This is a genomic window from Microbulbifer maximicatervae (SeqCode) (assembly GCF_052468295.1).
This window is the reverse complement of record NZ_CP174340.1, coordinates 4,213,254-4,237,914: the sequence shown is the minus strand read 5'-3', so window position 1 is coordinate 4,237,914 and position 24,661 is coordinate 4,213,254. Positions and strand designations below refer to the sequence as shown.

Genomic DNA, 24,661 nt, shown 5'->3' with positions numbered 1-24,661 from the left:
TTCAGCCCTTTGATTTGTGATCACATTTTCGATATAACCGGGAAAACTATCTCCAAGTTAAATGAGGTGTGTCATGTCAGCGAAAAATAATATCCCCCAAAACCTGCAGGAATGGCAGGCTCTGGCGGCCTCACTGAAGATCGAGGGTCGTGCCTTTATCAATGGCAGCTATGTCGATGCCCTTTCCGGTGAAACTCGCGCCACTTTTAATCCCGCAAATGGTGAAGAGCTGGCGCAAGTTGCCAGCTGCGATCCAAGTGACGCGGATTTGGTGGTAAAGGTGGCTCGGGAAACCTTCGAGTCTGGTGTTTGGTCGAAAATGCCGCCAATGCAGCGCAAAAAAATTATGGTGCGCTTTGCAGAGCTGATTGAAGAGAATCTGGTGGAAATTGCCCTGCTCGAGAGCCTCGATGCGGGTAAGCCGATTGGCGATACCATGGCCGTGGATGTCCCTGGAGCGGCCACTACGATTCGTTGGAGCGGTGAAGCAATCGACAAGATTTACGATGAAGTGGCCCCGACCGGCCCCGGTGAGCTGGGCTTGATTACCCGTATGCCTCTGGGGGTGGTGGCCGCCATTGTGCCCTGGAACTTCCCTTTATCCACCACCGCCTGGAAACTGGGGCCGGCCCTGGCCACCGGCAACAGCGTTATCCTGAAGCCCGCGTCTAACACACCGCTGACAGCGATTAAGCTGGCGGGCCTGGCTAAGGAAGCGGGCCTGCCGGATGGCGTGTTAAATGTGCTACCGGGACCGGGAAGTAGCTTGGGCAAGGCCTTAGGTCTGCATATGGATATCGATTGCCTGACCTTTACAGGCTCCACCGAAGTAGGCAAAACCCTGACCGAGTACTCAGGTCAGTCCAACCTCAAGCGTACTTTCCTTGAGCTCGGCGGTAAAAGCCCGAATATTGTATTTGCCGATGCAGATCTGGATAAGGCGGCAGAAGCGGCGGCCCTGGCCATTTTCTACAACCAGGGGGAGACCTGCACCGCCGGATCGCGTCTGCTGGTTGAAAAATCTATTGCCGATGAATTTATTCAAAAGGTGGCTAAAGCTGCAGAGTGCTTTAAGCCCGGGCATCCTCAAAATCCAAGTACCCGTATGGGCGCTCTGATCGATCGCAGCCAGTTTGATACGGTTGAATTTTACGTGGCCAAGGGCCTGGAGCAGGGTGCGCAATTGGTTTGCGGCGGCAAACCGGTAGATGAAGTAGCAGGCGGTTACTACTATGAGCCAACGGTATTTCGCGGTGTTACCGGTGACATGACGATCGCCCGTGAAGAAATCTTTGGCCCGGTACTGTCTGTTATCGAGTTCGAGACAGAGGAAGAAGCACTCGCCATTGCCAATGACTCAATCTACGGCCTGGCGGCGGGTATCTGGACCAATAACCTGGGGCGTGCCCACCGTATGGCCCGGGATATATACGCCGGCTCTGTTTGGGTAAATAACTATTTTGGCGGTGATATCACCGTACCATTTGGTGGTTTTAAGCAGTCTGGAAATGGCCGCGATAAGTCGCTACACGCGCTGGATAAGTACTGTGAACTCAAGTCCACCTGGATTGATTTGAGTTAGCTTCTCAGATTTGAGGGCCGGATTCCCGGTCCTCATGCATTTTTCCCACTCACCCCGGAATTGCCACTAGACATACAGGGCTCCGGTGTAGTCAGTGTTTATCTCCCTCTACCTTAATACCAGCAGCCGGATCGACGCGCAGTGGATTTTCTGGCGTGAATTATCTAGTCAGCTATACCTAACTTATTGCCCTGAGAAAAGTTTGGGGCGACACTTTCAGGATATGAGTATTCCAGTTCACGAGTTTTATAGCGTGCAGGGGTGCTGATTTGAACAAAACTACCGTTCTATTTGTGGCTTTAAGTGTCATTGGTGCGACCTATGCCCATGCTGAAAAAGCGCCAATTTTTGGCGAAATAGCAGGGCTTGTTAGCGCAGAAAAAATTTATACGAGTATGTCTCACAATAACAATCTCAAGCAGAGGCAACGAGAGTGGATCAGGCTATTTGTCAATCGTGGTGATCAAGTCAGAAAAGGGCAGAAAATTGCTGAGCATCGCAATAGAAAAGGAAAAGTTGTCCTTGAATATATTGCCAATCGCTCAGGCAGAATTCTATTGAACAGCCGTTCAGCAGTTGACTCCGTAGAGTCTATTCTGGAGATCATTACGGTTGGAGAAGAGAAATACTGTGAATATGAAAATTGTGGTTTGATCGGTGTGCGCTGAGAATTTTCAGGAATTGCCTGCTTGGCAGAAGCAGGGTTTGTTTGCAGATTAATAGCTGTGTAATCTGGGGATTCCTGATATTTGTGCGGCTCAATTATGAAACTTATTTATACCCATGAAAACCGTTTGTTGGTTGAGTTGGCAAAGAGTCGACTTGAAGTTGCGGGAATAAAAACACGATTAAAAAATGAATATGCCCAGGGGGCTACTGGTGAATTAGCCCCCAACCAGGTTTGGCCAGAATTATGGTTAGAGCGTGACCGCGATTTGGAGCGGGCCCGACAGGTCCTGGCTGAGGCTGAGGTGGATTCGAATAGCTGGTTCTGCCAGGCATGTGGGGAAGATAACGGTGCAGCTTTTGATTACTGCTGGCAATGTGGAGAACCCAAGCCAGCAGGAGCTGACTAAAGCGGAGTTTTGTGGGTCGCATATCACAATGCAAGTACTTCTCAACATTGATGTCGATGACTTAAACCGGGCGATTAATTTTTAACGAGATGCATTTGGCCTCTACGAAGGTCGCCGCCTGGGAACGGATATGATTGAGATGCTCGGTGGCACTGTGCCTATGTTTCTACAGCAAAGGGATTCGGGGATCTGGCCGATAAACAGTAAAAAAAATATAGGTAGCTATGATCGGCACTGGACGCCGGTAAATATGGATATTGTTGTAGAGGATTTGCTTCTGGCAATAGAGCAGGTGGTCGATGCTGGTGGACAGATACAGGGTGAAATTCAGCAAAAAGAATGGGGAGTTAAGGCTTCATTAACTGATCCCTTTGGAAATGAGTTCTGTCTGGTGCAGTTTGATGGCGGCGGTTCTGATACTATCAGCTTGTAAGAGAGTAGCCATTCAAATACTTAAATCTATCGCTTTTCAATTAATATGTTCTTGTTATCTTAACTCGTAAATTTATGGCTTTTTCGATGACTAAAGTATGGATTATGTAGTGATAATTCGTAAAAGATTTACAGGTGTCTTATGACTGTTACGTCCCATGGTGTGTCTATCGGTTTGGAACAGAAATCCGATTATATTTTCCTTACTGTGAAGGCCCGTGGTAAGTTGACCCATGATGATTACGAAACTATGGTGCCAATGTTGACCGCAGCAATAGAAAAAGTTGAGCACCCAAAGATAAACGTATTTATGGATGCTCGAGAATTGGAGGGGTGGGAGCCTCGGGCGGCTTGGGATGATTTTAAGTTGGGTATTGAATACGGCCGGGAGTTTAACCGGGTTGCCGTACTTTCAAATAAACGCTGGCTAAAAGTCGCCGGAAAAGTAGGTAGCTGGTTTATTGGTGGTGAATATCGAACATTTGAATCAGAAACTGAGGCGAAAGCTTGGCTGGAGGAAGATACCTAAATTTTGAGGTGATAAAGCCAGAATAGAAAAATAAAATATTTGTCCATTAAAGGCTTATTAAATATTAAATAATAAATAATAAATTATATAAGGATTAGATCGTATGTTTGAGTGGATAGCCAGCCCTGAGGCCTGGATAGCATTGGCCACGTTGGCGGCGCTGGAGATAGTGCTGGGCATCGATAATATTATCTTTATCTCCATTTTGGTTGGACGGTTGCCTCCAAAACAGAGAGAGCCCGCGCGCTTTATTGGTCTTACCCTGGCAATGGTGACCCGGTTGGTTCTGCTTTTCTCTATTGTATGGATTATGGGCTTGGTCGAGCCACTATTTAGCATCTATGGCATGGAAATTTCAGGTCGCGATATTATTTTGGTTGGCGGAGGGCTGTTCCTAATCGCTAAAGCTACCCATGAAATTCACAATAGTCTCGAGGGTGAAGAGGAGAGTGCATCCTCGCTCGGCAGTGCGGGATTTTGGATGGTGCTACTACAAATTGCACTATTGGATATTGTCTTTTCCTTGGATTCTGTAATTACCGCTGTGGGATTGGTCGACGAGATCTCAATCATGGCAATAGCGATTATTCTGGCGGTAATCGTTATGTTGGTAGCGGCTAAACCAATTGGGGATTTTGTTGATCGTCATCCTACCGTGAAAATGCTGGCACTATCCTTCTTAATTATGGTGGGCTTAACTCTGGTGGTTGAAGGGTTTGATGTCCATGTACCTAAGGGATATATCTACTTTGCCATGGCGTTTTCAATGGCTGTGGAGTTCCTCAATTTGCGCATGCGCAGTAAGAAAGCCCGTAAGACCCCACCGGTAAAGTTACATCACGCTCTACGTGAGGATAGTTAAAATAGTGAGAGGGTGGAGGTGTTCCTCCACCCTGGATTACTGTCTGGTTTGCAATAGTACCCTTAGTTACTATTTTTAAGCTTCAATATTAAGTAAGTAAGGCCCAGTGCGAGAGTGGCAGTAGATAACCCCAAAAGCTCGCCAGCATTGACCTTATCCAGATCTAAAATAATAAATTTTCGGGATAAAGCTAAAATAGCAATAAGTACAACAACTTTGGTTTGAATAATACTTTGTTGACGTGTAACTACATATTGAAGTGTATGGCTAAATTCCAGTGCAATCAGTAAAGTAATAATCTCGCCAAATATCGTTTGAAATACTTTATGGTCCAGAGGGTCCTGCATTCCCACCAGCAGCATATTGTATACTGAATATCCCAGGCGACTGATCGCGACTATTACGATTACAACAATAATAAAAGTCAAAATTAAGGCAATCAGGCTTTCAAATTTTCGATAGTAGTTGTGAATTGCCTTATCTGTAATCGAAGTTTTTTCTTCTGGGCTGTCCATGCCTTACTTCTCGTTAAACTTATAAAATTAAAGATAGTTTCTGTCAGTGAGCTTCTTAATCTAATCCTGATTTAATTTCCCGTTTTAGTAGTGAAATTACCTTGCTACTTAGCGGCATCATTCGATGTAGTATCACTGGAACTTCGTAGGATGCTCCCAAGCCCAGGATAGCACTACTATGGGGCATAATGGTTATGTCATAGGGTGTCCAGATTGAAGCCGGCTCGGTAACCTCCAATTTTTGAATGCTCAAATTCAACGCGCGTAAGAAATCACTGCCAATCCGCAATTGTTTCCCACCTTTGTAAGGAAGAAAGTTTGCCCAGTAACTACCATGGTGGGGAGAGGAAATTGATATAAATTTATGCACCCGCTCCAAACCATTAAGGGCTTGTAAATAATACCGTGCGATTATCCCTCCCATGCTGAATCCCACCAGGGTACAGGTAGTTTCTTTATCTACGATATGCTCCAATTTTGCGAGAAGCTGGGACGAAAGGTGTTCCATACCATGCCAGCCAGAGTTATAGCGTAGGTGGATATAGTGTACGTCATAATTTTCGGCAGCTAATTCGTGCTGCATTCTAAGTAAGGAGGTTCCTCGATCAAAAATTCCAGGTATTAAAAGAACAGTTCGGCTTTTACGTTTCATTCTTGTCGCAGGAGAAGTGATGCGTTAGGAAAAGCTTCAATCGCAATAGTTATTTGTCTGCCAAAAACTATTGGGAGCTTGATAGAGAAGTGTAGTTGCAGAACTATTGTTGGATGCCACAAAGTCGCAAAGTAGTCTTAAGGGATAAGTTGGAATGCTGGCAACTATGTCTTTTATTTATATAGATGCCGGTATCTAAAATAGAAAAGTAATTCAAGCGTCTGTTTGAGGGTTTCCAAATAAAAATATTAATATTTCATCGAGTCTAGAATTCCATGATTTCTCATCATGGGCATGACCCTCAAATACTTGGGTTTGCCAATTTGAAGAGGAATACCCTTTCTGGCGCATGATTTTATCCACAGCCCGTTGCAGAGGTGGGTAATAAGCATCCAGGGTTTCTGTACCATGGTCAAAATAAAATCGGTGACTTCCAGGCTTAGGTAAATTTGCCTCTAGATAGTCGCGAATAGCCTCAGCTATCGGTAGTTTGTCGTCGGGGTTAATCCCTGGCCAATGGGTGGATATAGCTGCAGCCGTAGAGAACACTTCGGGGTACTCTGTGACCGCATAGAGTGATATTAATCCCCCCATACTCGCGCCGGCAATAAAGGTGTCGCTGGGATCATCACTCACAGCGTAATGACTATCAATATAGGGTTTAACCTTGGTCACCAAAAATTGTAAGTAAAGATCTCCACGCAATTCGGCTTGGTTAAATGGATGTTGGACCTGTGAAGCTTCTTTAGGCAAAAAACTCCGAGCTTTCTGGGGGAAGTAGTCACCGTGGCGAAGTGTCTCAATGTTATGGATAGCGACAACTATGAAGGGACGTACCTTCTTTTCTGCTATTAACCGAGAGGCGACTTCATCCATGCCCCACTCCTGACCATTCCAGGTGGTTTTACTGTCGAACAGCATCTGTCCATCGTGCATATAAAGGATGGCATAGGGTTTTTGTGTGGGATATTGATCAGGCAGCCATACACGAATAGGACGTTCAGCAAGCCCTTCCTGTGTCAGGGAGGGCAGTGTTTCAAGCTTTCCTGCCGATACTTGTACTTCTTTAGGAGCTTCTTCAGCTGTACACGGTGGTATTAGACTGAAAAGAAAACCGAATAATAAGATCTTATAAATATCCATAGCGCCCTTCCTTTGGGGTTTAGATAAAGTTCTACTCTATCTATAAAACCAGTGGCAGGGCTCCTCCCCCTAAGGGGCTGACTTTGGTGTTGAGTCTTCTTTAGAAATAACTGCGGACATCCCAGGTTTCACGTTTATCATCCAATTCGAGCATCGGTCTCATTATAGAGCTATGCCCCTGTCCACCTAGAACGAAAATTTTGGTACCCGGTTGGGCGACGGCTTGGATATTGGCATACATACGGAAGTTTCTGGACCACCATTTGGAGGATAGATCGGCCCCGATAAAGTTATCACCCTGGCCAACATCATTGAGCATTACATAGGAGCCTACGTTTACTTTATCTTCAGTGGGGTCATTGTGCTTGTCCAGAATTTCCTCCAATGACAGTGAGGCATGCATCTCATTAAATCGAGTGCCCCAAGCCTTCAAAAATTCATCAGTTATTTTTTTTCGCTCGGGCGAATTACTTTCTAGATAGGATAAAAGTTCACCATAGGGGAGATCTTGGCTAGCATCATAGCAGATGACTTTAGACAGACCGGCCTTCTTGGCTACCCTGAATCCCAGCTGTTCGCTTTCTCCTCTATTTAGCTTGTGCTCACCTTTGACATATTTGGCAAAGCGCTGATTCATTTTACTTTCGTCATTGGTGTGGCATTCCAGAAGAACATGTGTTGGCGAGTCGGCGGCAATCCGTGAGGATAGGTCCTCCAAATACCTTTGACTTTCTTCGGTATAAACATCAATAACTTGTGTTTTCACCACATCTTTACTGGGTTTGCTGAAGTGGCTAAAGTGAAAGCTACCAAAAAGCATAACTTGTGCGGGTTCTGTAATTTCTACTGGCTCTGCATAGGCACTTAGACCAATAAGTCCCAAAGAAAGCATAATTGAGCCAGTGATTTGTCTTGTTAGGTTTTTCACTTAATATCCTTATTTTATTATTTAGCTTCTATAGTTTGGCTAAGTACTACACGAAATGAATAAGTTTGAATTTGACAGCGATAAAACAGCTTAAAATTTAATGCTTTAAATTGGTAATGCCTGCTTATAATAAGATAAATAAAGTGATTTTTCTGATCTGAAAAATTTTTTATTAATTTATTGCGGTGGGACTTGAGAACTCAGGGCTATTTTAGTAATAGCCCCAAGTTGGTACGGTATCATTGTTAATGTATGTTTACTTAAGTACCACTTCTTAATCTGGTCACTTCAACATCTGCATTACGCATTTTAGCTGATTGGGCTACTTCCTTGCTGACAATAGTCTTTCCTATCGGAGAGAGTGAAATTGCCGCAAGCTTAAGGTGCTGCAAACCAAAAGGTATACCAATAATGGTAATAAAACAGGCAATAGCATGCAGAAGGTGGCCAATAGCAAGCCAGATACCAGCCAATAGGAACCAGATAATATTTCCGACTAGACCAAAGCCACTTGTCCCAATATCACCGCGCAGGGTGAGTTCTTCTCGGGAAATTGCCTCCTTACCGAAAGGGAAAAAAGAAAATTTGCCGATTACAAAGCAGGCTCTTCCCCAGGGAATACCAATAATACTGATAAAGGCAATCAGCGAGCAAAACCACCAGCAGAGTCCCATAAAGACACCGCCAAGGATAAACCAGAGGAAATTTCCAAGTGTTCGCATAACTACCCCTACCAATTCGGTAAAATTTATTAGTGCAACGGTAATCTACTGATGTTACCGCAAATCCTAATCGCTATATCATTTTAAGGAGCCTCTGAATAACTCCGTGATACCTCTGGCTTGCAGAGCGGTTCACAATCAAGGCGCGGCTTCGCTGGAATGTCTAGACCTTTCAAGAAGTCGCAACGCGGAGTGTGAATCGCTCTGCAGGCCCCGAAGGGCGCGCCTTGAAGGCCACAGCTGCTGCGTTGCAGCTCTTGCAAAAGGCTACGGCCATTCGCGGCGAGTTGCGCCTAACATCTGCAGCCTTCAAGACCCGCAGAGGCATTACGGAGTTATTCAAAGGCTCCTGGAATTACAGTAGTTAGACGCAAATACCCACGCTTTGGATTCATTTATGGGTATTTTTGTCGACCCTTGCGTGACTAAGCAGTCAGATTGGTTGCCGGCTTGGATTTTGCCCTTTGGGTATGAAGGTTACGGTATCAGCTCATTTGCCGGAGCATTACTATTTAGCAAACGATGACATTGACTACTTCCTGTTACTGGTAGACCTGACTGCAATATACCCAATTGATCCAAGACAGTCGCTTGGTCCCAGTAAATATGCTCAGAGCTGATTTTTCTATTGGAGAAGCTAATAATTCCCACATGGGGGACTGATAGCTTCTTCCCTGTTGCTTCGATACCAGGTGCGAACCAATCCATACGAATAGAATGGGTAAAGTGAAGAATAAACTCATCCACTAAGCTGTCTTTGCCCACGGTGCGGGAAAGAAGCTGTAAATTTATATCCGCTGGCATTTGAGGAATAAATATATCCCTATAAAATTTTCGTAAGGGTTCTTTTCCCGTTGCGCCGGTATTAACCGGTACATGAATTAATACGGGATTTTCTGTCATGGTAGCAATTGCGGCGTCGGCATCTTTTAGATCGAATTCGGCCTCGGTATGGGTTTCCCAAAGTTGAATTAAGTACTTTTCATCGTCATTGTATTCCATCTCATTCACCTTCCCATCTGAGGCGCAATATTACTGATCGTTGAGTTAATCTATCTTGTGCCAAAGACAGTATCGCAATGTTTATAAATATCAATAAGGTCGAGAGCGTCAACAGTGAATATGACGATCTTGCAGCTACCTATAGTGATGGCTAATTTTTAGTACAGAATCAGAGTGTTTGTAGTACTAAAAGACCATAAATTATTGAGGAGGAGATGAAGGGAAGTTGTTTGAATGTTTGCAGATCTAGGGAGTCTCTGAATAACTCCGTGATACCTCTGGCTTGCAGAGCGGTTCACAATCAAGGCGCGGCTTCGCAGGAATGTCTAGACCTTTCCGCGGAGTGTGAATCGCTCTGCGAACCCCGAAGGGCGGGCCTTGAAGGCTACAGCTGCTGCGTTGCAGCTCTTGCCAAGGGCTACGGCCATTCGCGGCGAGCTGCGCCTAACATCTGCAGCCTTCAAGGCCCGCAGAGGCATTACGGAGTTATTCAGAGGCTCCCTCGAATGCGTTACCCGTTCTACAATGATAACGCATTCTTAATCCTTTAGCCGCGCCAGTAATTATTGGCTGCTGCAACGGTTTGGAAGTTAATGGCAACAACCTGAGAGGAGGCGATCAGGCTATCTGCATTTTCCTCATAGGCGGACCTCAGCTTACCCCGTACTTCATCTGAAGGCTGGGTATATTTTACTCCCATCCTGGATAGTTTCATTGCAAGTTCAAAGCCTTGTTGTGCATTTTCAGTAATTAGGCTTTCTAACCAGATTTGCGACATGGACATCCCTCTCTACTATCGGGTTGATTGATAAAGTTGTGGGAGCTGCTGAGCCCCAGTTATTTTGTGTATTTACTAAGGGTTGAATTCAGTCCAATATGTATTGGCTGATATATTTGTTGAACTGAATAAGATCGAAAGAACCTCTTATTTCGAACCTTACCTTACCGATCTCGCTTAAATAAACTTCTATTTCACAGTCCAGATCAAAAGTGCCAGCGGTCTCAACAGAGAATGCCTGGATCTTGCTGAAAGGCAAAGAGGTGTAGTCTACTTTTGAACCGGTGATACCCTGAACATTGGCGGCAATAATGCGTTTGTTGGTGAAAACTACCTGATCGCGAATAGTTTTAAAACCTGCAAAAATAAACTCCCCCTCGATCAGGAATTTATTAAAGTCATCCCTGGATTCAGAGATATCTATAGGCTTGAGTTTAAATACTGGTGAGTTTTTAAAATCTATCACGGGTTATCCCTGTAATTCTATTGGAGGAGGAGATTACCACTGTGGCGTATTAAGTTACAGATGATTTACTTTTTGGTTGTATTTTTATGTTTAAATTTATTTAATTATTATGACAACTTCCACAATAGAGGATCGATCATAAGTAATTGGTAATTTTTGAAATGCTTATCTCTCTATTCACTGGATTCTTGACTCGATTATTTCAGTATCACTAGGGATAAACAGCAGTGGCTATATCTGTCTATTGATTTGCAAGGCTTCCAAAAAAAGCTGCACAGCGGGATGAGTTGTTGCACTTTTTTTGAAGTTGACAGCATTTTGTATTTGGTAGTGAAACTTCTCCGGTAGCAGGGGGAGCAGGGTTCCTTCCCCGACATATCTGCGGGCCAGGTATTCCGGTAGGAAACCCACAAAGCACCCAGAAAGTATCATCGCCAACCTGGCCGCCATATGGTTGGCTGTGGATCGCTTGGGAAACAATCGATACAGGTGCGCTGCACCAGAGAGAACAGTATGACTGGGTGCAGCTAACTCCTGCTGGGTGAGTAGCTCCTCATCAATAGCTGACACCTGGGCACAGGGGTGGCTGTTACTGCAATAGAGAATCGATTGGTGATAAAACAGGGATTGGTACTCCAGCCCCGGCCGACGCGAGTGCAGGGGGTTGATACCGATATCGGCGCGGCCTGCGAGGATTTCCAACTCGAGTTCCTGAGGGGCGGCCAGTTGTACTTCCAGGTGGAGTTGCGGGGCCTTCTCACGCAGTTGGGTGATAGTTCCGGGCAAGTTCAGTTGCGGTATTTCCAGTACATCGTCGGGCATTACCAGGCGCAGGGTACCGGTGAGTTGGGATTGGATTGCATTGACCTGGCTTTTGAAGGTATCCAGGTGCCCATCGAGCTCCAAAATAGCCCTATACAAGGCCTCCCCCTCCGGGGTCAGTTTGAAGTCGGCCCTGCCTCGAGAGCGCAAGCACAACTGCATACCCAGCCGTGTCTCCAGGTCGGAGATATGCACACTGATCGTGGAGCGGCTGATATTCAGGGTGACTTCGGCAGGGGTGATGCCTCCGGCGTGCACAACCTCGCGGAAGACGCGCAACAGGCGCAAATCCATATCGCTGAGGCGGCCTCCCAGGGCGTTTTTGGTTTTGCTCATAGCTGCACTTCCTGGGGCGCTGAGATGGTTTCTGGCTGTAGATATAATTAAAGTTTGATAAATATAAACTTTAGTTGGAAAAATACTACTATTCTCCTCAGTCAGCTGCGGCCAGAATCGCCGCATACTACTAATAACATCTATTTACTAGGAATTTTCCTGTGAAACTTGCAAATTCGGACCTGTTGAAATTTCAGAACTATATAGCGGGCGAATGGCGTGACGCTGCCGCCACTGTAGATGTATGTGACCCGGCAAATGGCGAGTTGCTGGGCCGTGTGGCCGACGGTACCGCAGAGGATGCCGAGGCGGCAGTGGCGGCTGCCAGTGAAGCCTTCCCGGCATGGAGCCGCCGTACAGCTGGTGAGAGAGCTGCGGTGCTCAAGCGCTGGTACCAGCTGATCGTGGATAACAGCGATGACCTGGCAATGATCCTTAGCCTGGAGCAGGGCAAGCCGGTAGCGGAAGCGAAAGGTGAGATTATCTACGGGGCTTCCTTTATTGAGTGGTTCGCGGAAGAGTGCCGCCGGGCCTACGGCCAGACAATCCCGACCCACAACCCGGCCATGCGCCTGAATACCATCCGCCAGCCGGTGGGTGTTGTGTCCTGTATTACCCCCTGGAACTTCCCCAATGCCATGATCACCCGCAAGGCGGGTCCGGCACTGGCGGCGGGCTGTACTGTGGTGATCAAACCGGCCCTGGAGACGCCACTATCTGCGCTGGCGCTGTGCCAATTGGCGGAAGAAGCGGGCCTGCCCAAGGGGACTATCAATGTAGTTACCGGCAGTGATTCTCCGGGAATTGGCAAGGTTCTGACCCAAGATCCCCGTGTGGCCAAATTCACCTTCACCGGCTCCACTGCTGTGGGCAAGCTGTTGATGTCCCAGTGCGCCAGCACCGTGAAAAAAATGTCCATGGAACTCGGCGGCAACGCGCCGTTTATCGTATTTGACGATGCGGATATGGATACCGCAGTCAGCGCCTGTATGGCGACCAAATTCCGCAATGCGGGCCAGGTGTGCGTGGCCACCAACCGTATTTACGTGCACGAATCCGTGCACGATGAGTTTGTGGAAAAGCTGCGCGAGCAGGTTGCCGTCCTGAAGATCGGTCACGCTACCGATGAAGGGGTCAATATGGGCCCGATGATCTTCCGCAGGGCTGTGGACCGGGTTCAGGGGCTGGTACAGGACGCGGTTGCGGCCGGCGCAAAAATTGAAATTGGCGGTGAGCAGCTGGCCAATGGCGATAACTTTTTTGCGCCAACCATCCTCACTGGAGTTACCGATACCATGCGTATCGCCCAGGAGGAAATTTTTGGCCCTCTGGCGGCGGTACAGAAGTTCTCCGATGAGGAAGATGTGGTTCGCCGTGCCAATGAAACGCCTTACGGCTTGGCGGCGTACGTGATGAGTGAAAACATTCGCCGTGCCAATCGTGTGGTAGAGGCGCTCGACTACGGCATGATTGCCTGTAACACCGGGGTGTTCTCCACCACTGTGGCACCTTTCGGTGGTGTTAAAGAGTCCGGCATTGGCCGCGAGGGCGGCGTCGAGGGTATGGCCGAATTTTACGAGACCAAATATTGCTGTTTCGGGGCCTGAGCCCCGGTCTGAACACAACTGGCCTGCGCTTGTCCTAGGTGACAAGCGCCCGAACAGATTTTCGGGAGCCTGTGGCTCCCCTACTTAAGAGTTTGAAACTTCAGGGAACTTGCGGAGATTAATACTATGTCTGAGATGCAAACCGATGCTTTCTGGATGCCGTTTACCCCCAACCGCACCTTTAAGTCTGCACCGAGAATTGTAGAGCACGCCGAGGGGATTTATCTCACGGAGAAAGGCGGTCGCCAGGTTATTGATGCGACTGCGGGTTTGTGGTGCAGCAATGCGGGTCACTGCCGTTCTGAAATTGCAGAGGCAATTTACCAACAGGCAAAAACACTCGACTACAGCTCTATTTTTAATTTTGGTCACGAGTTGGGTTTTGAGTATTCCGAGCGTCTGGTAAAGCACACTCCCGATGGCCTGGACCATGTGTTCTTCGGTAATTCCGGTTCCGAGGCAGTTGAGAGCGCCCTGAAAATTGCCCTGCAATACCAGCGTGTACGCGGCAAGGGCACTCGCACTATGTTTATCGGCCGTGAGAAGGGTTATCACGGAGTAAACTTCGGCGGTATTTCTGTGGGCGGTATTCCTCCTAACTACCAGGGTTTTGGCCAGCCGGTGAAAGCCAACCATATGCGCCACACCCTGGATATCGAGCGCAATGCATTCAGTCGTGGCCTGCCGGAGCACGGTATTGAGTTGGCTGAAGACCTGGAGAGACTGGTAGCTTTCCACGGTGCCGACCAGATTGCCGCTGTGATTGTTGAGCCATTTGCCGGTGCCGGCGGTGTGGTATTGCCTCCCAAAGGCTACCTGCAACGCCTGCGGGAAATCTGTGATAAGCACGACCTACTGCTGATTTTTGATGAAGTCATCTCCGGCTGGGGCCGTACCGGTTCTGCATTTGCCTCCACCGAGTTCGGCGTAACCCCGGATATGATCACCTCCGCGAAGGGGATTACCAATGCCACAGTGCCCCTGAGTGCGGTATTTGTCAGCGACGAAATTTATAAAACCGTGATGAATGCGGCTCCCGATGGTGCGGTGGAATTCTTCCACGGTTATACCTACTCAGCACATCCGGTTGCCTGTGCGGCGGGTATGGCGACTCTGGATATTTACGAGCGCGAAGGCCTGTTGACCCGCGCTGCCGGTGAAATTGGCCAGCACTGGGAAAATGCCCTGCACAGCCTGGCTGACCTGGACAATGTGATCGATGTGCGCAATTACGGTTTGGTCGGCGCTATTGAGTTGCGCGCGCCGCAGGACCTGAAAGGGAAATACGGAGCTAAAGTCTCTGGTATGGCCTGGGAAGCTGGAGTGATGGCCCGTGGTATTGGCGATGCCCTGTGTATGTCCCCACCGTTGATTATCGAGAAGCACGAGATCGATGCTGTTGTGGATAAACTGCGTGGCGTGATCGGCGCTCTGGCCTGATTATGCTATTGCGGCAGCCCGTTTGGGCTGCCGTTCTCTCCAAATTACTCTTGTGCCAGAAGGAAAGAATACACTTCTCTCGAGACGCGCTGTGTATTCTCTCCTTCCTGCCTTATTAGTTTTCTCCCTTCCTCTCCTTTCATGACCCGCAGGGCAGTTTGCATAACTTCCCTATTGTCGTTTAGAGCTACACTGAAAATAGTGGCCTGCGGCGCGGTCACAGTCTTTGCAGAGTCGACTGCCTGGCCGCGCTCGTAGGCTGCCTTTAAAAACCGCCGGGGAAAAATTCAATTCCCTGATGGTAAGGGACTCTTCAATATGGAAAGTTACTCAACCTGGGGACTTTTCTATGCCCGCTGACACTCCTCCCCTGGCGACCGGACCTATTTTGCAGGTGTTGTCTGCAAACTGGTGGCTACTCCTGCTGCGCGGTATTGTCGCGGTGATTTTTGGCGTGCTGACTTTTGTCTGGCCGGGATTGTCCCTGTTGACCCTGGTGCTGCTTTTTGGGGTTTACGCTTTCCTGGATGGTATTTTTTCCCTGGTTGCAGCGGTGATGGGGCGGCATAAGTCCACTCCACTGTGGTGGTTGATTGTCTCGGGGCTGATCAGTTTGGCCGCGGGAATTGTGACTTTTATTTTCCCGCAGGTTACCGCTTTAGTGTTGGTGATTTTTATCGGTGCCTGGGCCCTGGTGCGGGGTATCTTTGAAATTGTCGGTGCTGTTCGCCTGCGCAAGGAAATTGATAACGAGTGGCTGCTGATCGCCATTGGTGTTCTCTCGGTGATTTTCGGAATTGCAATTTTAGTCAGCCCCGGGGCCGGTGCTCTGGCGTTGCTCTGGGTAATCGGTGCCTATGCGATTATTTTGGGGCTGCCATTGATCTGGTTATCTTTCCGACTGCGCAAGCATAATAAATCCGCTTCTTCATAACCGTTTAACTCAAATACGCTCAGTAATAAAAAAGGCCGGTATTACTTAGTAATACTGGCCTTTTCGAATTGCTATTTAAATAACAGCTTCTGTTTTTTATTGTTTAGCAGCGAGATTGACTGCCTTCGGCAATGCCCCCATTAGCGCTTTGCCTTTTTTCTCCAGTGCCATACACAGCAGGATTCGCTCTTCGGCTTGCGCGAGGCTGCGCTGGTATCCGGGGGCTAAATCACCTTGCCGGGCAAAGAGTTGTTGCAGTTCGCCCAAGTGCTGTTTATCACAGAAGGCAGCGGCTAGTGATGGAGTGCGGCGGCGGATCTGGGCCGGAATCTTATCTACTACCTTATCAAAGTTCTGTTGCAGCCACTCCCAGTGCTGTTCCTGAACCCTGGGTTGGGCCAGGGCGTAATGGATCAGGCCAAATGATTCTCTCGGCCCCATTTCGTCGCTGAGCGCTAATGCTTGAATGGTTTCCACTTGCTTGGGATTGTTGCTGGTGCCGATGGCATTGGCACTGGCATTTTCAAAGCGGGGATCATCCAGCTCGGCGCGGACTTTGATCAGGTGTGTGAGGAAATCTTCCCCCGCATCCTGTACTGCCACACTCAGGGCTGCCTGGTATAGGTCAGAGCTTAACGCCTTCGCATCCCGTTCCTGTTTAAAGCCGGTAAAGGCGGTTGCCATTTCCTGTAACTGCTTGCGCGAGTCAGGATCTTCTGCAACTTGTGCCATAAAGGTTAGCAGGTCGCTGTGCAGCATCTGCCGGTCGCTATCACTGCTATTGGCGCTGCGATTTAGTATCGGCAGGTACAGGTTCTGGGCAAAATTCAGGAATGCAGAGTGCTGGGATTCACCCAGGTAGTTATCCCGGTACTTCTGCAGGTAGCGCAGTGGCATGGTGATCACCTGGCGCTTGTCCGCCACTGCGGATTTGCGCACTACTTCCAGCAGTGGTGCCGCGGTGAGATTGCCGGCCTCGAAAGCTGAGAAGGCGCTGTCAATAATGGACAGCTGCTCAGTGGCAGAGAACTGGGCAAATTGTTTAATCAGTGCCTGCCACTGCGCCTTGGGAAGATTCCAGCGGTAGTAGCCGCTGCCCTGGGCATTGGGCATTACCCAATTGGGGCAGGCACTGCCGGTAATCTCCAGGGTCTCCCTTGGCTCGGTCAGGATCTGGCACTGCTGCACGCCGCTATCGGTGCTGAAGCAGAAGGGGATGCTCCATTTATCGCCGGCGTCGGCGATAGGGGAGCCGAGTGGCTTGTAACGGCTCTGCTGAACCACTAGCGAGGCCTTGCCGTCGCTATTGCAGTCCATGGAGATATCCAGTTGTGGAACCCCTTTTTGCTCGACAAAACTGCGGAAAGTCTCGGTCAGTTCCGGGGTGTTGGTTTCCTGACCGATCACTTTGTAGAAGGGTGGTGAGTCGGCCACGCTGTCGGAGAAGGTTTCCAGGTAACGTCCCAGTGCCGGGCGGAAGTTTTCCGCTCCGAAATAGGTGTCCACCATGTGGATAACGCCCAGGCTCTTAGAGTAGGTGATCGAATCGTAGGCGTTGCGAATATTGTTGTTGTCCGCGATGGGCTCACGAATGGCGCGGGTGCTGGCCAGGGAGTCCAGCTGCATGGCGCCGATCGCATAAGTCGCTGCGTTGAGGTCGTGCCCCTCTTCAGGTTCCATAATGGTGAGGGCCAGCGCCTCCCCCCAGGTAGCGAAACCTTCTTTCAGCCACAGGTCGTCCCACCAGGGAGGGGTGACCTGATTGCCAAACCACATATGGGCAATTTCGTGCGCATGAACTTCTACGAGAGCCAGGCGGGTGCCGGGAGCGGGGTTGTCGCCCACCAGGATACGCTGTTCGCGATAAGTAATTGCCGCAGACAACTCAGTAGCGCCACTGGGCCACTGGGGGGCGGCAATAATGTCCAGCTTCTTGAATGGGTAGGGGCGTTGCAGCTGGGTCTCGAAGGTCTCCACCATTTTGGGGGTGATATCGAGGATGTAGTTCATATCCTCACCGCGACCTTTACGGGCGAAGCCGCGCAGGGGTATGGGGTCTTTGCGGTACTTGCTCGGCGGTATGGCTGGGCGCTCAACTTGGTCAAAGGGGCCCACTGACAGGGACAGCAAATAGGTTGACATCGGTGGTGTGGTGGCGAAAGTGACTTTCTCCATGCCGTCACCTGCCGCTTCGCGCTTCAGCTCGGGCCCATTGCTAATCGCTGCGTAGCCTTCGGGTATTGTCAGGCTGACGGTAAAGGGCGCTTTCAGGCCTGGCTCGTCGAAACCGGGTAAATACTTGCGGGCCTGGATCGATTCAGATTTTGCCAGGGCATAGGCATCGCCCTGCTCCTCGACCTTAAAAAGCCCGGCCAGGTTGCGATCAAATGCAGCACTGTAGTCGATGTGCAGTTTGAAACTGCCCGCATCGATCTTCTCAGCAAACTCTACTGCGGCAACACCACTGTCCAGCACTTCCCGGTATTCGGCCGGAATCTGGCGGCCGTCATCGAGCTGTGCGTAGATTTCGCCCACATCCAGGTTTTTGCCATGCAGCCAAATATGTCGGGCACCTTCCGCCAGCTGGATATCGATATCCACCTTGCCGGTGAAGGTGTCTTTGCGAGGGTCCAGCACCAGTTCCAGCTGGTAATCCAAGGGGGTAGTGCCCTCGGGCAGGCGCCCTTCGGGAGCCTTATCAAAATCGAGGCCTTTAGCCTCGACTTCCTGGGCAGTATTGGTTTTTGCTGGTTCCGATGCTTTTTCTGCGGGGTTACAACCTGCTACTGAGAGCAGGGCCGCAGTTAGCAGGGCGAGCGGGATGTTCTTTTTCATGGTAGGGGGAGCACTCAGCCAAAAGGCTGATTGTACCGCTTTGGAGAAAAATTACGCGATGCAAATAGTTGGGTTGAGGGGAAGGTGGGAGGAAACCCGGCAGTGGATGCCGGGTTTCTGTGGGGAGACTTACAGGTGCGGTACGGTCAGGCTAGAGACCTTGCTGCTGCTGTAGGGCACTGTGATGGTGTAATTGGTATTTTCTGGCTTCTGGTAGATGTACCCCTGAGTATCGATGGCCAATACTACACGGTGGCCAACCGGGACATCGTAGCTGGTGGTGAAAAAGTCCACTTCGAACTTTTGTTTTTGCCCAGACTTGTCTGAATGCAGGGTAATGGGGGCGTGAGTTATCAGGCGTCCCAATCCCAGCGGACCCACATCGTAGAGGTGCACGTTGAGTTGCACTTCTTTTTTGCTGGGTTCCACCCACATTTCGAGTTTGGGTTCGCCGCGAATCTTCAGGGTTTCCCACTGAATCGGTGATTTGTACTCGATGGCGTAGTAGCCGTTGATAGCGATCATGGGCGCGTAAACGGGGATACCGAAGCCTTCCAGTGCATCGGAAACCAGCGGGATACCGGTGCCTGCAAAGGTATCTGAGCCGCCGTGGAATTCGTTACTCCAGCTCCAGCCGTCGTACTTGTCGCTCTCCATTTTTGCATTGTTAAACATAGTAAAGCGTGGCTGCAGGTACCAGGTGGTGCTTTCGTCCGTTACCGGGTAGTCCTCGAATTGCTCCAGCTCATTGCTGATGCGCACAGTCATATCCACCTTGGGTTCGGTGTCGATCCCGTTGTCTTCGCCCTTTAGGTAGTGGTCGAACCAGCGGAAACTGGTGGACCAGATATGGCCGTTGTTACCGGTAAGAGTTTCGGTAATCGCGTGGGTGCCGGGGTTTAGCATGAGTTTCTTGGGCCCTTCGAGCAGGGAATAGAAATCGGTCATGCTATTTGGCTTAAACAGGTAGTCGGCGAAATTGTTTGAGAGCAATACCGCTGTGCCGTTTTGATTGATTTCGTCCACGTAACTCATTGCGGAGCGCTCAGCACCGAAATTAATTACCTGTTCCATATTTTCGCCGTCGCGCAGGTTGCTCCATACCTGCTCGAGTTCGGCCTCTTTCTGGAAGGCCGTAGTAACAAGCAGCGTGCCCCATACCAGGTTGACGGTTTCATTGGGGTACAAACCTTCTACTACATCTGCCCAACCAGATAGGGCAGCTACTGCATCGACGCGAGGGTGCTTGGCGGCACTCAGTAGTGAAATTCCACCGCCATAGGAAATTCCGGCCATACCCAGCTTGCCCACCGGGTAATTGGTTTCCAGCCAGTCGATCAGGACTCCCACATCGTTAAGGCTGTTATCCCCTGCGACGTCAACAAGTCCTCCCGAGTGCCCAAATCCCCGGGTGGAGTAGCTGAGTACCAGGTAGCCGTTTTCTGCCAGCTCTTTGGCCTGGAAGTGGTACTGGTGCTTCTCCAGCCCCCAGCTGTTGGTAAAAATAACGGTGGGGTAACCGTCTGCAGGTGCAGGCGTCTCCGGGATAAATAAGTTCGCATCCAGGACCGTACCGTCAAAAGAAGTAATATCCACGTCGGCGATATATTCCGGTGCCGACCAGGCATGAGCAGACATTAGGGCGCCGCCAAGCAGCGCCAGTAGTGGCTTGGTATTCATTAGTTTTCTCTCATCTGATGAAATCATTATTATTTTTTTGACCAGGATTCCCTCCTTGGTCGACCCCGTACTATAGGAGTTCATCCTAGTTTTGTACATAAACAGGGCTAAATTTGAGACGTTTGTCTCGCTTCATGTCGCAATCTGCTGCAGAAAACTATTTGTGAACAGCTATCTATTTTGTGTCTTTCCGGTCACACAAAAATAGGCGAAAAGCCGTTTTGTGATCAAGTTGATCTTTTTTTGATCAGTGAAAACCGGTACTGTGTCGTCTTCGCTAATCAGCTAGGGAGGGCTTCAGTAACAATGACTCGGTGGCCCGAACTATGGTTTCTCGTTCAGTTGTTCTATTAGTACTTTGTTTCGGATTTATCGCTTCAGCCTACGCCGCGCCGCGCAGCTTGGGGCAGGTGACCTGGTATGAAGTCGACAGTGATAATTTTCGCGTGATTACCGATGGTGATCCCAACGCAGTCAAAAGTCTGGTAGCAGACCTGGAGCGCTATCGCGCAGTGGCCTTGGAGTTACTCGATGCAGATCCAAAAAGCGAGCGATTAACTATTTATGCGGCCGCAGACCGGGACACCTATGCAAACCTGGTGGGTGTTGAGCTGGCGGATATGACCAACGGTTTGTTCGATACCTCTGCGGAGGGTAACTATGCCCTGGTAAACCTGGATGGTCGCAGCGTTGAGAGGCAGCTCAAAGCGCGCGAATTCCTGTTCCATGAATACACCCATTTTCTGAGCTATAACGGCAACACCACCCACTACCCCTATTGGTATAGCGAGGGGTTTGCTGAATTTATGGCAACCATGTCATTCCCGGAAAAAGGCACCTACGAAATTGGCTCCATTCCCAGCGAACGGGCCATGACCCTGATGTATACCGGGCTTATGCCGCTGGAAGACCTGTTGCGCGCGACGGTGTACAACACCGATGCGGACGAAAAGGCAGATGTCTATGCCGGAGGTTGGATTCTGTCTCACTGGTTGATGATGAAAAGCGGCAAGCAGGATAATTTCGATAATTTCGTCAAAGCCTATAACGATGGTGCCGACCCAGTACTTGCCCTGGAAGAAGCGCTGGGGATGTCGGTGAAAGAAATCGAAAAGGCCTATGTAGCCACTTATAAGGCGGATAGTTTTGAACATTTTAGTGGCGCTATCCCCGCGGACTTTAAAGAGGCCAGCCCTACGATTAAACGCCTCAGCAAAAGAGAGTCGGTGAGTATCCTGGCTGGATTTATCGCCCAGTCCGGTTACAACCTGCTGGCCTTGGATGAGTTGATTGAGTATGCCTACAGCACGGGTATTTACAGTACTGAGTTGGCTGCGATTAAAGCGAGTGCCGATCTGCGATTGGGTAATTTCCCCCAGGCTAGCCACCTTTTGGCCAGTGTCCCCACTAAGGACCGGGGCCAGCTCTGGTACTTGAGTGCCCATGCCTGGTTAACGGTTAATCAGCAGGCGGTGGCGCCCGGTAGTAAGCGGGATCTTCGCAGCTTGAAAATGGCGCGGGAAGAGTTCGACTTCCTGGTGAAGGAAGAACCGAAAAATGCATCTCACTGGTTTGGCCTGGCGATGGCTATGGAGATGCTGGATTACCCCCGAGAGGAATATCTGGAAAAGCTGGAGCAGGCTTACAAGCGTGCCCCCCGTGAGCTGCATATTGCCCAGTGGCTGGCAGAAGAGCTCTACCAAAAGAAAGATGCGGAGTATTTTGCCCGAGTGGCGAAGCCGCTGATGTTCGAGCTCCCAGACGAGGAGCAGAACAAAGAAATAAAAATGAGGTTGGCAGAGCTGAAGGGCAAACCCAAGTCATCATAGCAACCATAAGAGCGCTCACTGAATAAAAAAGGCTTGTCACTCTGTGTAAGAGACATCCGACATTCGCCAACGTATATTTGCCCGGCAATTGACTTTGCCGGGCTTTTTTTTAGGGGATAATTTCCCAGCAAACTGGTACGATTTCTGTAACAGCGGCAATTCCATATTGCGAAGCATAGCGTGCGCGTTAAGGGTAATGCTTCTCATAGAATAAGAAAGGGTGCACTGTGAGCAGAAAACGGTTTTTCGTTATATTTCCGCTATTTGTCTTAATATTGCTGTTTGCCGCATGCGAGAGTAATAGAGATCCTGTTGTAGAAAATTCAAAGGTTTTAACGGAATCTCCCCAACAACCGATACCAACGCCGCAGAATAAACAGCCCGCAAAGCCACAATTTGAAAATTATGTAGAGCAGGGAGATTTGCCAGCCCTGTTAGAGCGAGGTGTATTGCGCCTGTTGGCCCTAAGGGGCCCCCAGGAGAGCGCCTTACCACGAGAAGGACTACCTGCAACAGAGTGGCGAAAACTTGCGGAAAATTTTGCTCGTAGCCGGGGGTTAAAGCCTCAGTGGGTTTACGTAGATAACTTTTCCGATTTAATTCCAGCGGTTGTTGATGGACGTGGGGATGTAATTGCCACCAATTTTTCCCGCACAAAAGAACGCAAGTTATTACTGGGTTTTACCCGCCCATTACAATATGTTGATGAGTTGCTAATTACTCATAAAGAGTTCGAGGTGGAAGAGGCTGTGCCCTTGCAAGTCGTGCTGCGGCGGGGCAGTGCATTTGCTGAAACCCTGGAGCAGCGAGCCGATACGGAAAATTACAGGATCACTTACCTCGATAAGCCGGTTGCAACCAGCGAGCTTATCGCGGCTGTAGCAGCTGGTGAATACCCCGCAACAATTATTGATAGTAATTTGGCCGATGTACTTCTAACTGATTACCCGCAACTCACAGCCACCACAGAACTCGATTCCCGCAGGCCTATAGCCTGGGCTGTACGCAAAAATGCTATCGCTTTGAGGCGTGAGTTGAATGAGTTCTTTACCGCAGAATTGGTATTGGCCAGTCAGAACCGAGAGCAGCCACTGAGAGATTGGCAGGCAATAAAGGAGAGCGGAACTTTAAGGGTGCTCACTCGCAATCACCCCGCTTCCTACTTTATTTGGCGCGGTGAGTTGATGGGGTTTGATTACGATCTGCTAAGGAAGTTTGCCCGTGACCATAAATTACGCCTGAGCATGGTTGTGCCCGATAAAGATCAGGATTTGGTCGAGGCATTGAATGATGGAATGGGAGACATGATTGCTGCATCCCTTACTGTTACCGAGGCCCGCCGCCAGCAGGGATTGGCATTTTCCAAGCCTTATATGACAGTTACGGAACAGGTAGTAACCGCAAAATCAAAGGTGCCTGATAAAGAGCTACCCCTTCCAGAGAACCTGCTTTCTGGGCAAACAGTAGTGGTTAATCCCACCACGAGCTATCACGAGAGTCTGGTCAAAATAATGGAAAAGCAGCACGGGCAAGATATGGTGCCGCTACAGATCCATCGTCTAAAAGGCGCTACCAGTGAGTTTCTTATTGATGCAGTAGCCAGGGGTATTTTTCCCTATACCGTAGTTGACTCACACTTGGCCGCCATTGAGAGTACTTACCGGGATGACTTTACTGTAGTGGGGGAGTTGCCAGGGGAGCGAGATATCGCCTGGGCCGTTCGAACTGGCCAGCCGGTATTACTGGAACAACTGAATAACTTTCTGAACAAGCACAATCGGGACCTGTTCTTTAACGTTACTTACAATAAATATTTCAAGGAACAAAAGCGTATCCTCCGACATCAAGGGCAGCGCCTGCGCAGCACTGATGAACTATCGCCCTTTGATCCCATAGTAAAGAAATATACTGAGGCTACCGATCGGGATTGGCGTATGGTGGTTGCGCAGATGTACCAGGAGAGTCAATTTAACCCCCAAGCGCGCTCCTTTGCCGGTGCTCAGGGCTTGATGCAGGTATTACCGCGGACAGCACGACAGATGGGAGTTAACAATTTGTATGATCCTGAAAACAGTATCCGCGCAGGTGTATCTTATTTGGGGTGGCTGGATAAACGTTTTCCTGAAAATATACCCCTAGAGCAGAAGATCTATTTTACCCTGGCTGCATATAATGCGGGTCACGGTCATGTCAGGGATGCCAGAGCGTTAGCCCGACGACTGGAGTGGGACCCTAACCAGTGGTTTGGCCATGTTGAAGAGGCCATGTTGCTGTTGTCCCAGCCTGAATACTATCGCGATAGTCGTTTTGGTTACGTGCGCGGCAGGGAGCCAGTTAATTATGTGCGTGAGATACGGGATAGATATATTGGATATTTAGGAGTTGAGCGCCATCAGAACTATACAGATATTGATGGCAGCATTGCTCCCGATTAATTAATGCATCCCATCAGTGGGCCTCTGCAAGTCAGAGGCATTGTGGGTTTGCTCAA

23 protein-coding genes are annotated in these 24,661 nt (G+C 49.3%); 12 read left to right on the top strand and 11 right to left on the bottom strand.

All coding sequences use genetic code 11. The features are described 5' to 3' along the window. Positions 1–73 precede the first annotated feature (73 nt). The 6 genes from ACJJIQ_RS18755 (at position 74) to ACJJIQ_RS18730 (ending at position 4,481) form a co-directional block, all read left to right on the top strand. The gene (locus ACJJIQ_RS18755; protein WP_445362713.1) at positions 74–1,582 is read left to right on the top strand and encodes an aldehyde dehydrogenase; all 1,509 of its coding nucleotides are present in this window, start codon (positions 74–76) and stop codon (positions 1,580–1,582) included. 269 nt (positions 1,583–1,851) lie between these two features. Continuing rightward, positions 1,852–2,250 carry a hypothetical protein gene (locus ACJJIQ_RS18750; RefSeq protein WP_445362712.1) on the top strand — a complete coding sequence of 133 codons (399 nt, stop codon included), beginning with the start codon at positions 1,852–1,854 and terminating at the stop codon, positions 2,248–2,250. Positions 2,251–2,346: 96 nt separating this feature from the next. Continuing rightward, the gene (locus ACJJIQ_RS18745; RefSeq protein WP_444895823.1) at positions 2,347–2,658 is read left to right on the top strand and encodes a putative signal transducing protein; all 312 of its coding nucleotides are present in this window, start codon (positions 2,347–2,349) and stop codon (positions 2,656–2,658) included. Positions 2,659–2,788: 130 nt separating this feature from the next. Beyond that, positions 2,789–3,091 carry a VOC family protein gene (locus ACJJIQ_RS18740; RefSeq protein ID WP_445362711.1) on the top strand — a complete coding sequence of 101 codons (303 nt, stop codon included), beginning with the start codon at positions 2,789–2,791 and terminating at the stop codon, positions 3,089–3,091. Between the two features lie 141 nt (positions 3,092–3,232). Next, entirely contained in the window at positions 3,233–3,619 is a 387-nt protein-coding gene (locus ACJJIQ_RS18735) for a SpoIIAA family protein (RefSeq protein WP_445362710.1), read from the top strand. Between the two features lie 103 nt (positions 3,620–3,722). After that, positions 3,723–4,481, top strand: coding sequence for a TerC family protein (locus ACJJIQ_RS18730; RefSeq protein WP_445362709.1), 759 nt, complete (start codon positions 3,723–3,725; stop codon positions 4,479–4,481). A gap of 62 nt (positions 4,482–4,543) precedes the next feature. On the opposite strand, the gene ACJJIQ_RS18725 is transcribed toward ACJJIQ_RS18730, so the two are convergent. From ACJJIQ_RS18725 to ACJJIQ_RS18705, 5 genes are all read right to left on the bottom strand, one after another. Further along, positions 4,544–4,996 (bottom strand): phosphate-starvation-inducible PsiE family protein, encoded by a 453-nt coding sequence (locus tag ACJJIQ_RS18725; protein ID WP_282930894.1) that lies wholly within the window; start codon positions 4,994–4,996, stop codon positions 4,544–4,546. A 55-nt stretch (positions 4,997–5,051) separates the two neighbouring features. Then, on the bottom strand, positions 5,052–5,579 hold the full coding sequence (locus ACJJIQ_RS18720; RefSeq protein ID WP_445362708.1) for a lipase family alpha/beta hydrolase: 528 nt from the start codon (positions 5,577–5,579) through the stop codon (positions 5,052–5,054). Between the two features lie 282 nt (positions 5,580–5,861). After that, positions 5,862–6,791 carry an alpha/beta hydrolase gene (locus tag ACJJIQ_RS18715; protein ID WP_445362707.1) on the bottom strand — a complete coding sequence of 310 codons (930 nt, stop codon included), beginning with the start codon at positions 6,789–6,791 and terminating at the stop codon, positions 5,862–5,864. A 100-nt stretch (positions 6,792–6,891) separates the two neighbouring features. Then, positions 6,892–7,719 (bottom strand): DUF5694 domain-containing protein, encoded by an 828-nt coding sequence (locus ACJJIQ_RS18710; protein ID WP_445362706.1) that lies wholly within the window; start codon positions 7,717–7,719, stop codon positions 6,892–6,894. A gap of 260 nt (positions 7,720–7,979) precedes the next feature. Then, positions 7,980–8,441: a YccF domain-containing protein gene (locus tag ACJJIQ_RS18705; protein WP_445362705.1), complete on the bottom strand. Its 462-nt coding sequence runs from the start codon at positions 8,439–8,441 to the stop codon at positions 7,980–7,982. 194 nt (positions 8,442–8,635) lie between these two features. Between ACJJIQ_RS18705 and ACJJIQ_RS18700 the strand changes: the two genes are divergently transcribed. Next, a complete protein-coding gene (locus ACJJIQ_RS18700) occupies positions 8,636–8,809 on the top strand; it encodes a hypothetical protein (RefSeq protein WP_445362704.1) in 174 nt (57 codons plus the stop codon). Positions 8,810–8,918: 109 nt separating this feature from the next. Here the strand turns inward: ACJJIQ_RS18700 and ACJJIQ_RS18695 are convergent, their stop codons facing one another. The 4 genes from ACJJIQ_RS18695 to ACJJIQ_RS18680 form a co-directional block, all read right to left on the bottom strand. Continuing rightward, positions 8,919–9,443, bottom strand: a complete 525-nt coding sequence (locus ACJJIQ_RS18695; RefSeq protein WP_413663637.1) for a nuclear transport factor 2 family protein — start codon at positions 9,441–9,443, stop codon at positions 8,919–8,921. Between the two features lie 547 nt (positions 9,444–9,990). Beyond that, on the bottom strand, positions 9,991–10,227 hold the full coding sequence (locus tag ACJJIQ_RS18690) for a hexameric tyrosine-coordinated heme protein (RefSeq protein WP_444911706.1): 237 nt from the start codon (positions 10,225–10,227) through the stop codon (positions 9,991–9,993). Between the two features lie 82 nt (positions 10,228–10,309). Beyond that, positions 10,310–10,687: a PH domain-containing protein gene (locus ACJJIQ_RS18685; protein ID WP_282930901.1), complete on the bottom strand. Its 378-nt coding sequence runs from the start codon at positions 10,685–10,687 to the stop codon at positions 10,310–10,312. Between the two features lie 231 nt (positions 10,688–10,918). Beyond that, positions 10,919–11,845, bottom strand: coding sequence for a LysR family transcriptional regulator (locus ACJJIQ_RS18680; RefSeq protein ID WP_445362703.1), 927 nt, complete (start codon positions 11,843–11,845; stop codon positions 10,919–10,921). A gap of 161 nt (positions 11,846–12,006) precedes the next feature. Between ACJJIQ_RS18680 and ACJJIQ_RS18675 the strand changes: the two genes are divergently transcribed. The 3 genes from ACJJIQ_RS18675 (at position 12,007) to ACJJIQ_RS18665 (ending at position 15,826) form a co-directional block, all read left to right on the top strand. Next, positions 12,007–13,452, top strand: a complete 1,446-nt coding sequence (locus ACJJIQ_RS18675) for an NAD-dependent succinate-semialdehyde dehydrogenase (RefSeq protein WP_445355488.1) — start codon at positions 12,007–12,009, stop codon at positions 13,450–13,452. 126 nt (positions 13,453–13,578) lie between these two features. Continuing rightward, on the top strand, positions 13,579–14,892 hold the full coding sequence (gene aptA, locus ACJJIQ_RS18670) for an omega-aminotransferase AptA (protein WP_282930904.1): 1,314 nt from the start codon (positions 13,579–13,581) through the stop codon (positions 14,890–14,892). Between the two features lie 349 nt (positions 14,893–15,241). Continuing rightward, positions 15,242–15,826: an HdeD family acid-resistance protein gene (locus ACJJIQ_RS18665; RefSeq protein WP_444915288.1), complete on the top strand. Its 585-nt coding sequence runs from the start codon at positions 15,242–15,244 to the stop codon at positions 15,824–15,826. A 96-nt stretch (positions 15,827–15,922) separates the two neighbouring features. Here ACJJIQ_RS18665 and ACJJIQ_RS18660 read toward each other — a convergent pair whose 3' ends face one another. Together ACJJIQ_RS18660 and ACJJIQ_RS18655 are read right to left on the bottom strand one after the other, a co-directional pair. Next, positions 15,923–18,661 carry a M1 family metallopeptidase gene (locus tag ACJJIQ_RS18660; protein WP_445362702.1) on the bottom strand — a complete coding sequence of 913 codons (2,739 nt, stop codon included), beginning with the start codon at positions 18,659–18,661 and terminating at the stop codon, positions 15,923–15,925. Positions 18,662–18,790: 129 nt separating this feature from the next. Continuing rightward, positions 18,791–20,341 (bottom strand): alpha/beta fold hydrolase, encoded by a 1,551-nt coding sequence (locus ACJJIQ_RS18655; protein WP_445362701.1) that lies wholly within the window; start codon positions 20,339–20,341, stop codon positions 18,791–18,793. A gap of 326 nt (positions 20,342–20,667) precedes the next feature. On the opposite strand from ACJJIQ_RS18655, the gene ACJJIQ_RS18650 reads away from it, so the two are divergent. Next, a complete protein-coding gene (locus tag ACJJIQ_RS18650; RefSeq protein ID WP_445362700.1) occupies positions 20,668–22,170 on the top strand; it encodes a hypothetical protein in 1,503 nt (500 codons plus the stop codon). 227 nt (positions 22,171–22,397) lie between these two features. After that, positions 22,398–24,605 carry a transporter substrate-binding domain-containing protein gene (locus ACJJIQ_RS18645; protein ID WP_445362699.1) on the top strand — a complete coding sequence of 736 codons (2,208 nt, stop codon included), beginning with the start codon at positions 22,398–22,400 and terminating at the stop codon, positions 24,603–24,605. Positions 24,606–24,661 lie beyond the last annotated feature (56 nt).

Coding starts and splice junctions, on each gene's coding strand:
- ACJJIQ_RS18665 (WP_444915288.1), top strand. CDS start 15,242: ATGCCCGCTGACACTCCTCCCCTGGCGACCGGACCTATTTTGCAGGTG.
- aptA (WP_282930904.1), top strand. CDS start 13,579: ATGTCTGAGATGCAAACCGATGCTTTCTGGATGCCGTTTACCCCCAAC.
- ACJJIQ_RS18755 (WP_445362713.1), top strand. CDS start 74: ATGTCAGCGAAAAATAATATCCCCCAAAACCTGCAGGAATGGCAGGCT.
- ACJJIQ_RS18735 (WP_445362710.1), top strand. CDS start 3,233: ATGACTGTTACGTCCCATGGTGTGTCTATCGGTTTGGAACAGAAATCC.
- ACJJIQ_RS18745 (WP_444895823.1), top strand. CDS start 2,347: ATGAAACTTATTTATACCCATGAAAACCGTTTGTTGGTTGAGTTGGCA.
- ACJJIQ_RS18680 (WP_445362703.1), bottom strand. CDS start 11,845: ATGAGCAAAACCAAAAACGCCCTGGGAGGCCGCCTCAGCGATATGGAT.
- ACJJIQ_RS18705 (WP_445362705.1), bottom strand. CDS start 8,441: ATGCGAACACTTGGAAATTTCCTCTGGTTTATCCTTGGCGGTGTCTTT.
- ACJJIQ_RS18715 (WP_445362707.1), bottom strand. CDS start 6,791: ATGGATATTTATAAGATCTTATTATTCGGTTTTCTTTTCAGTCTAATA.
- ACJJIQ_RS18655 (WP_445362701.1), bottom strand. CDS start 20,341: ATGAATACCAAGCCACTACTGGCGCTGCTTGGCGGCGCCCTAATGTCT.
- ACJJIQ_RS18730 (WP_445362709.1), top strand. CDS start 3,723: ATGTTTGAGTGGATAGCCAGCCCTGAGGCCTGGATAGCATTGGCCACG.
- ACJJIQ_RS18660 (WP_445362702.1), bottom strand. CDS start 18,661: ATGAAAAAGAACATCCCGCTCGCCCTGCTAACTGCGGCCCTGCTCTCA.
- ACJJIQ_RS18740 (WP_445362711.1), top strand. CDS start 2,789: ATGATTGAGATGCTCGGTGGCACTGTGCCTATGTTTCTACAGCAAAGG.
- ACJJIQ_RS18725 (WP_282930894.1), bottom strand. CDS start 4,996: ATGGACAGCCCAGAAGAAAAAACTTCGATTACAGATAAGGCAATTCAC.
- ACJJIQ_RS18695 (WP_413663637.1), bottom strand. CDS start 9,443: ATGGAATACAATGACGATGAAAAGTACTTAATTCAACTTTGGGAAACC.
- ACJJIQ_RS18720 (WP_445362708.1), bottom strand. CDS start 5,579: ATGCAGCACGAATTAGCTGCCGAAAATTATGACGTACACTATATCCAC.
- ACJJIQ_RS18690 (WP_444911706.1), bottom strand. CDS start 10,227: ATGTCCATGTCGCAAATCTGGTTAGAAAGCCTAATTACTGAAAATGCA.
- ACJJIQ_RS18650 (WP_445362700.1), top strand. CDS start 20,668: ATGGTTTCTCGTTCAGTTGTTCTATTAGTACTTTGTTTCGGATTTATC.